General features: G+C 39.5%; 13 protein-coding genes. 6 read left to right on the plus strand and 7 right to left on the minus strand.

What is annotated here, in order from left to right; translation table 11 throughout:
* Position 1: 1 nt before the first annotated feature.
* On the plus strand, positions 2-892 hold the full coding sequence (locus QZL88_RS11295; RefSeq protein WP_296941236.1) for a transporter: 891 nt from the start codon (positions 2-4) through the stop codon (positions 890-892).
* Positions 893-897: 5 nt separating this feature from the next.
* Here QZL88_RS11295 and QZL88_RS11300 read toward each other — a convergent pair whose 3' ends face one another.
* The 3 genes from QZL88_RS11300 to QZL88_RS11310 all read right to left on the minus strand — a co-directional run bounded on the left by QZL88_RS11300 (position 898) and on the right by QZL88_RS11310 (position 4,487).
* Positions 898-2,034, minus strand: coding sequence for a hypothetical protein (locus QZL88_RS11300; RefSeq protein ID WP_296941238.1), 1,137 nt, complete (start codon positions 2,032-2,034; stop codon positions 898-900).
* Between the two features lie 192 nt (positions 2,035-2,226).
* Complete coding sequence (locus QZL88_RS11305; RefSeq protein WP_006800854.1) at positions 2,227-2,706, minus strand: GtrA family protein; 480 nt, start codon at positions 2,704-2,706, stop codon at positions 2,227-2,229.
* Between the two features lie 29 nt (positions 2,707-2,735).
* A complete protein-coding gene (locus tag QZL88_RS11310) occupies positions 2,736-4,487 on the minus strand; it encodes a glycosyltransferase family 39 protein (protein WP_296941242.1) in 1,752 nt (583 codons plus the stop codon).
* Between the two features lie 239 nt (positions 4,488-4,726).
* Between QZL88_RS11310 and QZL88_RS11315 the strand changes: the two genes are divergently transcribed.
* Positions 4,727-5,314, plus strand: coding sequence for a bifunctional nuclease domain-containing protein (locus QZL88_RS11315; protein WP_044216515.1), 588 nt, complete (start codon positions 4,727-4,729; stop codon positions 5,312-5,314).
* Between the two features lie 567 nt (positions 5,315-5,881).
* Here the strand turns inward: QZL88_RS11315 and QZL88_RS11320 are convergent.
* Complete coding sequence (locus QZL88_RS11320; RefSeq protein WP_296941246.1) at positions 5,882-6,790, minus strand: DUF1080 domain-containing protein; 909 nt, start codon at positions 6,788-6,790, stop codon at positions 5,882-5,884.
* Between the two features lie 137 nt (positions 6,791-6,927).
* Between QZL88_RS11320 and QZL88_RS11325 the strand changes: the two genes are divergently transcribed.
* The 3 genes from QZL88_RS11325 to QZL88_RS11335 all read left to right on the plus strand — a co-directional run bounded on the left by QZL88_RS11325 (position 6,928) and on the right by QZL88_RS11335 (position 10,085).
* Positions 6,928-8,007, plus strand: coding sequence for a DUF4831 family protein (locus tag QZL88_RS11325; protein ID WP_296941248.1), 1,080 nt, complete (start codon positions 6,928-6,930; stop codon positions 8,005-8,007).
* 142 nt (positions 8,008-8,149) lie between these two features.
* Positions 8,150-8,629: a CYTH domain-containing protein gene (locus tag QZL88_RS11330; protein WP_296941250.1), complete on the plus strand. Its 480-nt coding sequence runs from the start codon at positions 8,150-8,152 to the stop codon at positions 8,627-8,629.
* Positions 8,622-10,085, plus strand: coding sequence for a hypothetical protein (locus QZL88_RS11335; RefSeq protein ID WP_296941252.1), 1,464 nt, complete (start codon positions 8,622-8,624; stop codon positions 10,083-10,085). The genes QZL88_RS11330 and QZL88_RS11335 overlap by 8 nt, the downstream gene beginning before the upstream one ends.
* Before the next feature lie 222 nt (positions 10,086-10,307).
* Here the strand turns inward: QZL88_RS11335 and QZL88_RS11340 are convergent, their stop codons facing one another.
* From QZL88_RS11340 to QZL88_RS11350, 3 genes are all read right to left on the minus strand, one after another.
* Positions 10,308-11,210: a DMT family transporter gene (locus QZL88_RS11340; RefSeq protein ID WP_296941254.1), complete on the minus strand. Its 903-nt coding sequence runs from the start codon at positions 11,208-11,210 to the stop codon at positions 10,308-10,310.
* 71 nt (positions 11,211-11,281) lie between these two features.
* Positions 11,282-12,322 carry a GNAT family N-acetyltransferase gene (locus QZL88_RS11345; RefSeq protein WP_296941256.1) on the minus strand — a complete coding sequence of 347 codons (1,041 nt, stop codon included), beginning with the start codon at positions 12,320-12,322 and terminating at the stop codon, positions 11,282-11,284.
* A 3-nt stretch (positions 12,323-12,325) separates the two neighbouring features.
* Positions 12,326-13,114: a class I SAM-dependent methyltransferase gene (locus QZL88_RS11350; protein WP_296941258.1), complete on the minus strand. Its 789-nt coding sequence runs from the start codon at positions 13,112-13,114 to the stop codon at positions 12,326-12,328.
* 427 nt (positions 13,115-13,541) lie between these two features.
* Here QZL88_RS11350 and fsa point away from each other — a divergent pair, with 427 nt between their 5' ends.
* The gene (gene fsa, locus QZL88_RS11355) at positions 13,542-14,198 is read left to right on the plus strand and encodes a fructose-6-phosphate aldolase (protein ID WP_291110012.1); all 657 of its coding nucleotides are present in this window, start codon (positions 13,542-13,544) and stop codon (positions 14,196-14,198) included.
* Positions 14,199-14,209: the final 11 nt, after the last annotated feature.

The following is a 14,209-nucleotide window of genomic DNA, read 5'->3' on the forward strand; positions in this document are numbered from 1 at the left end:
TATGCTCAATAAGATAAAATCGTATATGATGCCTATAGCCATGATTACAGGGATTATACTGCATCAGTATATGGGGGCACTTTCTTTTCTTACGCCTTATCTTATTGTATTGATGCTGCTAATAACTTATTGCAACATTTCTTTCAGGGATATTCAGTTTACACGCCTTCATCTTTGGCTGATACTGATACAGGTTGCAGGAAGTATTGCCGTTTATTTACTTCTGTTGCCCGTACATCCTATAATTGCACAGGGAGCTATGATTTGCATTCTTGCGCCTACAGCTACATCGGCTCCTGTTATTACAGGTATGCTGGGGGGTAATGTAGCCAGCCTGACGGCATACAGCCTGCTTAGTAATATGACAATAGTTGTTGTTGCTCCTGTCATATTTGCTTTTACCGGTGAAGTAAACGCTACGTCTTTCACAGATTCGTTATGGGTTGTCTTTCAGAAAGTATTTATATTATTGTTCCTGCCGTTCTTTGGTGCTCTTCTCCTACAAAAGTTTCTGCCGAGAGTACATTACGAGATACGGAAAGCCAAGAGCCTATCTTTCTACATCTGGTCTGTCGCATTAGTAATTATCACAGGAAAGACCGTGCAGTTTATTTCAGATCAGGAAAGCCCTAATTATATTGTAGAGGCGGGTATCGCACTGGCAGCTTTGGTGGTCTGCGTCTCTCAGTTTCTCGCCGGTCGCCGGTTAGGGCGCATCTATGATGATACTGTTGCCGGAGGGCAGGGGCTTGGACAAAAAAATACCATCCTGGCTATTTGGATGGCACAAACGTATTTGAATCCCATTTCTTCGATTGGGCCGGGAGCATATGTGCTCTGGCAAAATGTTGTAAATTCTTTTCAGGTATGGAAAAACCGAAAGAACTTATAGCGGATTTAATTTACACTGGCTTTGGGTTGTACGAAAATATCTGATGGAACCAGTACCATGTTTTTCAGGTATTCAAATTCCAACTCGAAACATTCACTGAATATTTCATCAGCAAACCCGTTTTCGAGTTGTTTTATTGTCCAGAATTTTCCATTCATTTTTCCATTCCTCTTTATTAAGTCCTCATCGTCTATATTCGCTGTGAATAAGAATATCAGACGTCTTGTGTCTTCATTTTCGAAGACATATTTCAGCAGGAACTTAATGGAAAATTCTATCTCATCACCTACCATCTTACGGATACTGTTGCGTGCAGCCAGATTAATCTCGTGGTTGAAAAGCATGTATTTCTCGAAGGGGTAGTCGAGTTTTCCCGGATTCAATATATCATTCAGCGGCCTTTCCTGTAAATACACTTTAGAATTTGAAATCAATGCTACTCTGACTACAGGATGTAAAAATTTGTTTTTCATGTTTATGGATACATTCTTTGCAATCTTACCTGTAACTTCACCTTTCTCGGTTACGATCGGGATCCATTCCTCTTTCCTTAGTCTGGCTACCAGATTACTGATCTTGAGAACCTGATAAACCCCTATCGATAGAATGATAAGAATTGGCAATATAGAGAAGATTATAACTTCGGAGATATGGACGTTCTGGCTACTTACAGTGAATTGGCGATACAGCATTATACCAAAAACATGAAGGGTGAGTCCGTATTGGATCAATGTGGCCGAATCGTAGAATTCATTTAACAGAGCTTTTTGTATCAGGTTCTTCTGACGAAAAAAGTGGGCGGCCATATATGTTTTACTTGCCCTGAGAAGCATGAAAAGGCAGATTATGATGACTTCACAGATAACGATGTATGTATTTGGTTTTTCTACATACGGATGAATGACAAGCCATACAGCAAGGCTGATAAGGATGGAGATGCCTGAAATGTAAAATGTGGCACTAAAAGCCCGGCTTTTATAGTACATCCGGAAAAATAATTCTCCGAAAAAAGCCAGAGCGAAGCCTGCGCATAATGCGAATTGCTCCTTTACGTTCATAGTGTGTAATATAATGAACAGGATGAACGGGAAAAGTCCTATTACAGGATTTGATGCGTGCTTTCTTAAACCTTTACTTAGCATTTCTTTAATTCTATTATCAGAGAATGGTTATGTGAGTTTGTTCTTTAAGTAATAGTGCTTTATTTTTCAATAAAGCTGGTTCATTAGGCGTAGTCTCGTCACAATTTATTATTCTCTTTAGTATTTAAACAAATTATGTGAAATTTTGTTTGATAAAAACCTTGAATTGTTATCAAAGAATATGACACAAAATTATTTTTTATGTTCTTTGAATGTGAAGAACTTATTTATGGCAAATTGTATAGCAGCAACAATGAAAATGGCGAATACTTTGGCCAGCATATCATCTATTTTCATTATACCTATGAATAATGTCAGTAACATAGAACTTATGATCATGCCTACTATGGCAATAGAGGCAAATGACATAAATCGTTTCAGTTTCTGATCGGTAACTTTAAATGTAAAATAACTATTCAGAATGAAGTTGTTTACGACGGCCAAAGTCTGGCTTATTATATTGGATATAAGTATATCCAGCATGCCTATAGACATGTTTCCCTTCAGCAATGAACTTATCGTTGCCGAAAACGGGTAATGTACTGAGAATTTATTTACCAACAGGTAAAATATTCCCATATCTATAACTAATCCTACAATACCGACCAGACCATATTTGATTAATTGTCTGATGGCTTTTCGCTTAGCCAGTCCGGTTAACTGCTCTTTCATGTGTGCTTTTTAAGTTTGTCTAAAATATGCTAATTCTTCTTTTTTATCTTGAAGAAGAGTATTTCGTTTTTGTTTTCGTTCATCTTATCGCTCGATTCGAGCAGAGTAAATTGATACTCTTTATATTGCTCTTTTATTCTGTCTATATCCAGTTCTAAGGCGATAAAGTAGCCATAGTCGGGCTTTTCTTTCTCTATATTCTTAAAACTGTTGTGCATCGAGAAATTGAGAGAATACAGGTTCCTGTAGCTCTTCAGATAGTTGGTGACATATACATTGTCTTTGAGCTCATACTTCCTTGCTAGGTGCTCGGCAAACGGACGGGTCGAATATGCGTTTTTATAACCGGGCAATAAATAAGAGTCCATAAATAAATTAATTGCCAGCATCAATCCGAATCCGGCCATTAATATTTTCAGATTCATCTTTTTTCTCAACAGATAGAAGCTGTTCACTATGGCCGCAAGCAATACCATTATGCCCAATAGGCCAAGCCATCCCGGATGCAGGAACAGATTAAAGAATACATGAATATCCCGCAAGGTTCTTTCCCGTTTCGACAGGGATTGTGCCATTTCTTCGGTTATTATACCTGTATATGCCAGTATAACAAGCAACAATGCCAGTATGCTTACAGTTAACAATATCGAGGTTGATATGCGTACAGCCAAAGGTTTAACATCTGTAAGATAAATAAAGAAGCGGGCGATAAAAATAGCAATAAACGGATAAGTGAGCATAATATATGTGCTCCGCTTCGAAGAGGGAACCGTAAAAAATATAATGGCTACAACTGCTACAAGCAGACTGAACAGAAGTACCTTATCCATGGATATAATCTTAGAGATGAAAGATTTTATTGTACCCGATGGTTTTTTGTATTTGATGAAGAATAAAGATATAGCCAGTAATATGGTCCAGGGAAGAAATCCGGCAATAAGAGAAATAGAATAGTAATACCATGGATTTTCCACTCCCAGTTCATAGTCTATGTTGAGTATTGAAGAGTCTATACTCAGAAATCGTCCGAAATTCTCGGCAAAAACCTTATTTAGAAAAGCATCTCCCTGAATCTGATATGCTGCATAATACCAAATAAGCGGAACGATGAGAGCCGAAACTAATATAACTAGGCATTTTAGCATTGCTTTAAAGAAATTTTCGCGCTGGAAGAGGAGGTATATTCCAAAAATAAGACAAGGCAGGAGAACTCCTACAGGCCCTTTAGCTAAAGTAGCCAGACTGAGGAATGTCCAGGCTGAGAGAAGCAATCCGAGTCGGCGTTTTTCATGCCACGTATATAACTGAATGAGTGCGGCAACCATCAGGAATGTAAGCAGCATATCTATTCGTGTAGTCATGCCCGCCCGATGTATTTCGAAACAGGTGATTATTATCAGGCAGGATACAAAGGCTTCAAGAACCGGACGGCGGCGGGCAAAAAACATGAAGCAAATGCCTATCATGGCAATGAATGCCAGAGCTGAGGGTAGACGGGAGGTGAATGGAGTCACTTCTCCTTTGTTTATAGCAAGGGAAAAACCGGAAATCAACCAATGGTTTAACGGAGGTTTGTATGCGAACTCATCGGCATAGCTGGAAGGAATAATCCATTCTCCCTTTTCGATCATAGATATAGCCAATGCTGCCTCGCGAGGCTCTCCCTTAGTATAGAATTCCCCGAGTCCAATCCACGGCAAAGTAGACAATGTAGCTATGAGGAGAATAAGTAGAAGAGGTTTTTGCAAGTATAGCGTTTGCAGAAAGTGGGATTTCTTCATATACCTATTGTTCGTTTTTTCTTTGCAAAGATAAGTTTTTATTCTATTGGTAATCATAATTCACAATTAAATATAGGCAGATGTCCGGGCACATTCCGAAATAGCAGAAAATGGTCTTTCCTAATCGGGATAGGCTATGTCCTGGTCGGGGTAATAGTTTAAAATGTTTTAAAACAAGAATGATTCTCGCAGCGATACAAAATAAATCAGTATTTTTGACCTCATATTATATCGACAACATGGATGACAGAATAAAATTATCAGTTTTAGGTTTCTCTTTCAACCAGACACAATCAGGGGCATACGGTCTGGTTCTGGCTGAAGAAGATGGTGTACGCCGGCTGATGATTGTAGTGGGCACTCCCGAGGCTCAGTCTATAGCTTTCAAATTGCAAGGCTCTTATCCTCCGAGACCTCTTACCCATGATTTGTTTCGTTCGCTGTTACATCAATTTGGTATCATTCTGCGCGAAGTGGAAATTTATAAATATGAGAATGGAGTTTTCTTCTCCCGCATGATATTAAGTCAGGGAGATAAAAACATTCAGATAGAATCCAGAACATCCGATGCAGTGGGAATTGCATTGAGGACGAAATCTCCTATATTTACAACGGAAGCCATTATGCAGGAGCAAGCGATCGTATTTGATGAGAACTCTATTCAGGATGCAACTAGTCCGGAAGATGAAAGGGATCACCTGGCTCTGGATTATTCTCTCCTTAACCAAGATGAACTGGAAACTCTGCTGAAAGATGCAATTGACGGAGAGGATTACGAATTGGCATCTTTGCTTAGAGATGAATTGAAACGAAAAGGCAAGAAATAATATCACTTCTGTTTACTATATCGAAAAACTACACTGCGAGAACATCTTTTAAGTTTTATAAACAGTACTTTACGCAACGAATCCGCATTTGTCCAGTCTTCTTATTAAGAGACAATCAGATTGGGTACATTTCTTTTTACTTTAATAAGTATTGCTTCTTCACAAATGAACTATCATATAGAATAGCATTTATCTAATTCTGGAACAGGATGGTTTCTGACCAAGCCTCTGTACATACTTGGAACTGCTAAAAGAAAAGATTATTGGAGACAAACATTCAATCAGCAAGGATAATAAATTATGAATAATACGGGAGCTGCGTAATGTCAGCTTTCGGAACAGATTGTATCCTGGTAAATTATGCAATGTTTTTTATAGTTAAATGCTTGGGAATCGATGAGGCCGGGATTGCCAAAGCTATATGTACTAATATTTCCGGTCGTGCAAAACGGTAAGTCAATCTTCAGACCACCATGTTTAAACACTATGAAAAGGGCATCAAATTATTGATGCCCCTTTTTTATTGATCTCCGGGTCAATCAGCGCAAGATATCAGATGTGAACAGCTCATTTGAAATATTTGCCGTATTGGGAAGGTATCTCAGTGATTTTCCGTATTTTGATATCTTTGAAAAACACTTCACCAGCTTCGCTTTGTAACTGTATTTTGCCTTCGTCCAGAGGATGAGTTATATTGTTTTCGTCTGTATATCTTAAATTAGACAAGGCCATTACAACCTCCCCATTCACAATATGAAGGCTTTTACCCTCGAAGCAGATCAGATCAATGTCGTTCCATTCCCCCCTAGGCTTGCCATTAGGTTTGTTTACAGCACAATAATAACCATCAGGAATACCGGCTCCCATTGTGGTTAGCGGTGCTTGGGGATCGAAAACCATCTTTCCCGAATCGTTTCGCACACGTACATCCATTTGAGTTTTGCCGATGCACCAGTAATCGCCATTATTGCCTTCCGGACTGCTTTCTATAAGCTGGAATTCGTGGCTTAGCATCCAGCTCCTCCAGTAATCTATACCCGGTTCACCTTGCGAATGATAAAGTATACCCGAATCGTAAGCTTTATTCAGGCGGGGTTCCCATTTCATCTCTCCCCATCTCATTTTCAGTCTGAGATGGTAATTCCGGTAGCTCTCTTTTGTGAAAACGCAACCGTAAACTTCTCCGCTGATCCTCAGAACGGGATCATTGTTTTCGTCAGATACAACTGTAAAGACATCTTTATAGCTTGTATTATAGCCAATCGGTTGAATTGTATCACCATTGGCATTTTGGGGTATGCTACCATTATAGCTATTTTTCATTTCATAGCTCAGATATGATTCCCATTCAGACATGTTTTTGTCAAGAAGCGTTTCCCAGCCGTCTTCATTATTCGAAGGCTTATTGCCACAGGCCCAAAACAGAAGTGCTGTAAACCCTAAAATTAGGATTTTAGAAGATGTAAGATTATTCATAGCTTTTAAATGAATTAAAGAAAGCCAAATATACACATTAATAAGAAATGCTTCACTGATCAAAATTCAAACAGCTTCTAAGTATTTCGCAAAAAATAATTAGCTTTGTGAGATTAATATTTTTAAATGAAAGACTTATGAGATATTATATAAGTTTATTATTGTTCCTCCTTATCGGGGCCAACTACGGGACAGCCCAGAACACAGTGAAGATGAGTGCTGTGAAAGCAAATGATTATGGTGTTGCCTATTCGCTGCCAAAAACATCGCTGGTAATTACTGTAGATTATACAAAAAAAACACGTAAAGCCGGAGAATTTTTTCAGTATGCCGAGCGCTATCTGAGTATTTCTAATCCTATAACAGAAGATGCGGTATCTTATACATTGGATAAACTAGATGCAACTGCAAAAGGTGTAGTTGATAAAGATAAATCATACCTTGTGGAATTCAGGTCGAATACTACTGCTCCATTTGTAACGCTTACAAAAGATGGCCTGATATGTGCTATCAACGATGATTATACATTTCCAAAAGAAGAAACTAAAGGAGACGCTTCTGTAACCTCGGCAAGCCTTCCAAATCCGCGCAGTTTCCTGTCGGAAGAGATATTGAGAGCCGGTTCTACTGCGAAGCAGGCCGAACTGATAGCCAAACAGATTTATCGGTTGCGCGAAAGCCGTAACAATATACTTACCGGAGATGCCGATAATATGCCGCCTGATGGTAACGCATATAAACTGGTAATGACTCAACTGGAAGAACAGGAGAAAGCACTCACAGCCATGTTTGCAGGCACAGAAACAGCGGAAGCGGGAACAAAGGAGTTTGTTGTAATCCCTGATGAAAAGAATATAGACAACCGTATTATCTTCCGTTTCTCGTCTAAGTTGGGTGTTGTAGGTGCCGATGATCTTTCCGGTTCTCCTGTGGCCCTTACTTTAAAGAATAAAGAGCCAAGACAAGTACAGGTACTTACCCCTAAGGAAGAGAAAGATATGGAAAAGAAATTCTCGGCAGGAATAATTTATAATATTCCGGGAAAAGCCAGTCTGCAGATATCATACAACGGACGAAACTATGTACAAAAAGATTGTGACATTGTACAATACGGTGTACAGGATGTACTCGTTCCAAAGATGTTTGATAACAATAAATTACCTATAAAGGTTATCTTCTATCCTGATATGGGAGCTATAAAGCAGATTATTCAATAAAACAGTGAGTATATAACCGATATGCCAATGAGGTAAAGTATAAGTACTCTATCCATTGGCATATTGTTTTTCGCAGGGTGGTCAGGATAATCGGCTGAAAACATTTACTAATTTATTTACCTTCAAATTTGCTGATTAGATTATGGCTTTAGAAATAGAACGGAAGTTTTTAGTCAGAGGCGACTTTAAGCAATATGCTTATGCACACGAGGAGATCGTGCAGGGCTACTTGTCTTCTGTGCCTGAACGTACCGTCCGTATCCGTATAAAAGGAGATAAAGCGTATATTACGATTAAAGGTGCAGGGGATGAGTCGGGCATGTCCCGTTACGAGTGGGAGAAAGAAATACCCGGAGAGGAAGCCCGCGAGTTGATAAAGCTATGCGAACCGGGTATTATCGATAAAGTGCGCTATTATATCAGGAATGGAATCCGTAAATTTGAGGTGGACGAATTTTATGGCGAAAACGAAGGGCTTATAATGGCCGAGATAGAACTGGCCGATAAAGAAGAAGGCTTTGACAGGCCCGACTGGTTGGGAGCGGAAGTGACAGGAGACAGCCGTTACTATAATTCATCTTTAGTAAAAGATCCTTACAGCGAATGGAAAAATAATGATTGATACCGAAGTAAAAGTACACGATAATTTTTCATTAGAGTTTAAGATTGGTTTTATTACCAGTAAAAACACTAAGGATGTGAATGATTTCAAGATCAACACCTGGTTGTTTCTGCCCAATAGCCTCGATATCAATCGTTCTACCTATAAGAAAAATGATTTCTATAGAGATGTAAAGAATAATATCCGTCTCATTACCCCGATATACTCACTGGCCGAAATACTTAAAGCGGGGCGGGGACCTTTGCCCCGTTTACAGAAAGCGCTGGACGATTTGGCGGTGAACCCTGCCGATGAGGTAAAGTCGGAGAGCTTTGTCTATCAGGTGAAAATGTTTGTTTGTATTCTCAAAAGTGCCTTGCGCCGCCATGTACAGATAATAAAGAATACGGCAACGGATGAAAAAGTAGCTTTACATGTCGAAAATTATATACGTGATATCAGGGACATAGCATTGCAATATCGTGAAATGTGGGATGAGCTGACCAACCCCGATATTACTCAACAGCAGAGAGAATTCTTTCTTTATGGGGATGACTTTCTGGGGAATATTATAGAGCAGTATACATTTCAGATAATGAGATTACTGGAAGGGCGGCCTCTATATGCACGTTTAAAATCCGAATTACATAGATTGGTGGAAGACGAAATCGCCCATCGTAAAAAGCGTGGGTTCAGGCTGTTGGATAAGAATGATGAAAAACATAACAGCCTCGTTATTTCTCAGCGGAATATCTTGAAGAAACTTGTAGAAAGCGACCTTTTTCTGCAAATAGTGCGGAAAAAGGACGGATTGCTGGCCGAGCAGTTTTATTATAGTATAGCGGCGGGCATAGCTATGGTGTTTGCTACTGTCGTGTCTTTTTTTGCCACATTGCGGTTTGGTAATTTTACCACCGACCTGTTTATTATACTGGTCTTCAGTTATATGTTCAAAGACCGGATAAAAGATATGATGCGCTACTATTTTTCGTCCAAGCTGGGCAAAAAGTATTTCGATACCAAATTGAAACTGAGTATCCGCAAGCAGGAAATAGGATGGATAAAAGAAGCGTTCGACTATATCGAAGAAAGCAAGCTGCCCGAAGAAGTCCGCAATATAAGAGCCCGTTCACCTCTTGTGGAAGCCGAAAATCAGTTCTATGACGAGAAAATTGTGCTCTATCGCAAATGGGTGAGCCTGTCGAGAGAGGATATAGAAAAGTATAAGGAATACCGCTTATCGGGCATTAATGACATTACCCGTTTCAACCTGCTGAATTTTACACAGAAGATGGACAATCCTTCTATTCCGCTATATATGTCCGATGAGGAGAAAGGTATTGTGGAGATAGAAGGCAATAAAGTCTATTCATTGTACTTTATTGTGCAATGCATATCTGACAAAGACGAATACTACAGAAAATACCGTGTGTTGTTCAACCGCAATGGGATTGCAGATGTGAGCGAGCTCAATTAGATAAAGGTTACAGGAAGATTTCTGCGTCTTTTCTTTTTCTGGTTCTGAATATAAGCATATACTGTAACACTGGCTATGGCAGCTACTAAAGTTACGGCTAATACTTTTTTTGTCATATCGTTAATTTTATATCAATATCTATTAGGATATAGTAAAGATACTAACAAAAATCGGAATACAGATGTATTGAAAACAAGAATATTTGAGATAAAGACAGTCTCTTTATCCGGGCTTGAATTTCAACTTGAAGCCATTCTCTGCCACATAGACACCCAACAGGATGAATACGGAGCCAAACAGTGCTACAATAGTGATATGTTCATCGATAACAATTGCAGATGTGAGTAATGTGACAAGTGGTACGAAATAGATATAATTAGATGTTTGCACCACTCCTAATTCTTTCACGGCGCTGTTCCATGCGATAAAACACAGCAGCGACGCTATTAACCCGAGAAAGATGAGATTTGATGCTATTACGGGATTGATGAGCAAAGAGGGAGTGAATGTAGCAGAATCCATCAGGGAGAAAGGCAGCATGGTTATAATTCCGTAAAAGAAAACTTTCCGGGTAATAAACAAGGTGGAGTATCTTCCGTTCAGCTGTTTGAGTATAATGCCGTAGAAAGCCCAGGACAAGGCAGCCAATACTGTCAGCATGTCGCCAAGAGGATTGATCTGCAAAATAAAACTACCATTGAAAACAACCAAAGCCATACCTACAAGCGCGACCAGCGATCCCGTAATAAGACGGGGTCTTAATGGCTCTTTTTTGTAGAAAAGGAATGTCAGCAAGGCGGTGAAAATAGGTGAAGTACATACTATCAGTGAAACGTTGGAAGCCAGTGTTATACCCAAAGCCGTATTTTCAAATACAAAATATAATGCGCCTCCTGTCAGTCCGGCAGCAACGCACAACAGTTCATCTTTCTTGCTGTTTGCAAAAAGAGTGCGTGGACAGAAAAACCATATTCCAATGTAAGCCAGCACAAAGCGGTAAAGGAATATCTCGACAGGAGAAAGGCCATATCCGATCAGTATTTTTGTGGATACAAATGTCGTCCCCCATACTATCACCGTGAAGATGGCGATAATATGATACCAATATCTTTTGTTTGCAATCATAATGTGTTTGGAATATGGCTACAAAAATAATGGATATGGCCCGTTTTTATGGTATAATAATCCAATAAATTTTAACAAAAATCTACAGTCCCGTCCATACCTTCAAGTGTAGCATCAACCAGTTCGCATACCATCACATTCTCTTCAGGGAATCCCAGTATATGCCATATGCCATATGCCGATGTGGGCTTAAATCCAAACCGGTGATAGTATGCCGGATCACCACAAAGGAAAACGGCTTTATAGCCCATCTCGCGTGCAAGCCTAAAACCTTCACGAATTAATGCAGAGCCGATACCCGAATTCCTGTATTCGAGAAGGACGGAAATGGGTGCAATCAGAAGGGCTTCCGTTTTGCTGTTGTCGGCTCTGGTTACATATGTTTTTGTGAACATGATTTGTCCGGCTATTTTATTATTCACTTTTGCAACCAAATCCATCTCAGGAATATAATTGTTACCCTGCCGTAATTCTTGGGCGAAGTCCTGTTCGTCGCCATCCTTTACTTTTGCTGTTTCAAAGGCTGTCTTTATAAGATTGTATACTTCGGCTTGTTCTTCATCTTTAATTTTTCTTATTTTCAGATCATTCATATTGCTGTTTTTTACTGAATGGAGTTTCCACCATAGGCTATTTTCATTTTTTTGATAATTTACAAAGCCGCATTTCTGCAATACCCTGTGTGACGCGATATTACCTTTTTCGGTCTCTGCTGTTACGGATTTTACTTCCGGTTGACTTAATGCCCATTCGCACATTGCCTGTACGGCTTCAGTCATGTAACCTTTATTGCGGTAACGGGTATTTGTACCATATCCTATTTCAACACATGCATTTTCCTGCGGTGAATTTTTAAAATTGGCACTGGCGATGGCTTTATTCTCTGATTTTAATATGATTTGCCTGTTGGTAAGCCAGATAAAGTTATCTGTATCTGATAATGCTTTTTGGTATTGATACTCCATGGCCTGTTGGACATGTTTATCGAGGCATTCTCCGGAAGGCACCAACCCCATTTCTATTTCCATTCTGTCTTCTCCGAGTAAGAGTAGACGGAATTGCTCCGCCGATAGCGGAACAATTCTCAATCGTGCTGTTTCTATAACCATCATTTATCAGATTTTTTGTCCGATATAGAATACATAGCTGTAGTAATCTTTATATTTCTTATACAAATTGATCTCTGTCAGCTGGCTTTCTACAAACTGTTTGGCTTCTTCACTATTATTTTGTTGTTTCAGGAATGGGCCTACTGCCGCTTCTACTAAATCGTAGAAGTTTTCGAGCCAGCAATTTACAGGTAATACAAAATGAGCGACAGGTATATAGCCTGTATCCTGCATTACAGCTACTTTATTAGGAATAGTGTCGACCCCGTCATAGTTCAACGTCCAGAATTCTTCTATTTCCTGCGGCCGTTCTTTTGTAATCCACGACACTTCCGACACTGCGATATATCCTCCCGGCTTAAGATATTGATGCCATTCGCGCAGTCCTTTTTCGAAGCCTATATGATAAATAGAGCCTTCGGCCCAGATAAGATCGAGTTCATTATCTGAAAAAGGAAGATCTTCCATCGAACCTATAAGGTTAGTGAACCTGTCTTCAAATCCGGTGTGTTTGACATTTTTATCCAGTATTTCTATAAATTTTTCCGATAAGTCGATGGCTGTAATATGTCCTGAGGTATTTTCTGCAAGTGTGATAGTTTGCCCTCCTGTACCGCAACCAATATCTGCGATCTTTGAGTTGACAGAGATATCTGGTATAAAATTCAAGGCTTGCTTAGTTATCTCTATGCTTCCCGGCCCTTGCCTGTTTACTAACTTGTAAAAGTCGAATATCAAATCAAAATCTTCTACCAGTTTTATTTCTTTTTGCGTTGTTTTTATTTCTTTACTCATGATAATTGATGCTTTTAGTTTGTGCATATCGTGCTATGAGGGTATAACAAACCTTCATAGATGATAGTCACAAAATGTTTTTAATAAAATAGAATAGAAAAATCACCCGAAAATGAAGTATTCGGGTAAAGAATGAAGGGATAGCCGGTAAAAGTAAGTTGTATTACATATTACGGGCTATTTACAGCACCAATATATTCTTACGTGTAAGAGACATAAATTCTTTTAATGTTAATGCAAAGATATAATTAATATCAGACCGGACAAAAATATTTGGGTTTAGCAGAATCGGTGTATACGTATAAGAAAGGCTTTCATCGGAGAATGCCATATGCCTAAAAAACAATAGGCTCATTAGAGTTGTTTTTATTAAAATATATTCGGAACTTAGAGGTACAGATAATAACCCATTAAAAAATAACCTATTATGAAGTTTTTTATCGACACAGCCAATTTGGATCAGATCCGTGAAGCCAACGATCTCGGAGTATTAGACGGAGTAACAACAAATCCTTCCCTGATGGCAAAAGAAGGGATAAAAGGTGTGGAAAACCAGCGTAAGCACTATGTGGAAATTTGTAACATCGTGGATGGCGACGTCAGCGCCGAGGTAATAGCGACGGATTATGCGGGGATGATAAAAGAAGGAGAGGAGCTTGCTGCTCTTCACAAAAATATTGTGGTAAAAGTACCTTGCATAGAAGATGGAATCAAAGCTATAAAGTATTTCAGCAAAAAAGGTATACGGACTAATTGTACACTGGTCTTCTCTGTGGGACAGGCGCTATTGGCCGCGAAAGCCGGAGCGACTTATGTGTCGCCGTTTGTTGGGCGTCTCGATGATATTTCCAGTGATGGTATAGAACTGGTAAGCAAGATAGTGGATATGTATTCCACATACGATATGGATACGCAGGTTCTCGCGGCTTCGATACGCAGCACGCAACACATTATCCAATGTATCGAAGTGGGGTCGGATGTGGCCACATGCCCCTTGGCCGCCATCAAAGGGCTGCTGAAACACCCTCTCACCGATAGCGGATTGGCTACTTTCCTTGCCGACTATAAGAAAGTGAACGGATAACGGATAATCGG

The sequence above is a fragment of the uncultured Dysgonomonas sp. genome (assembly GCF_900079725.1).
Classification (GTDB): Bacteria; Bacteroidota; Bacteroidia; order Bacteroidales; family Dysgonomonadaceae; genus Dysgonomonas.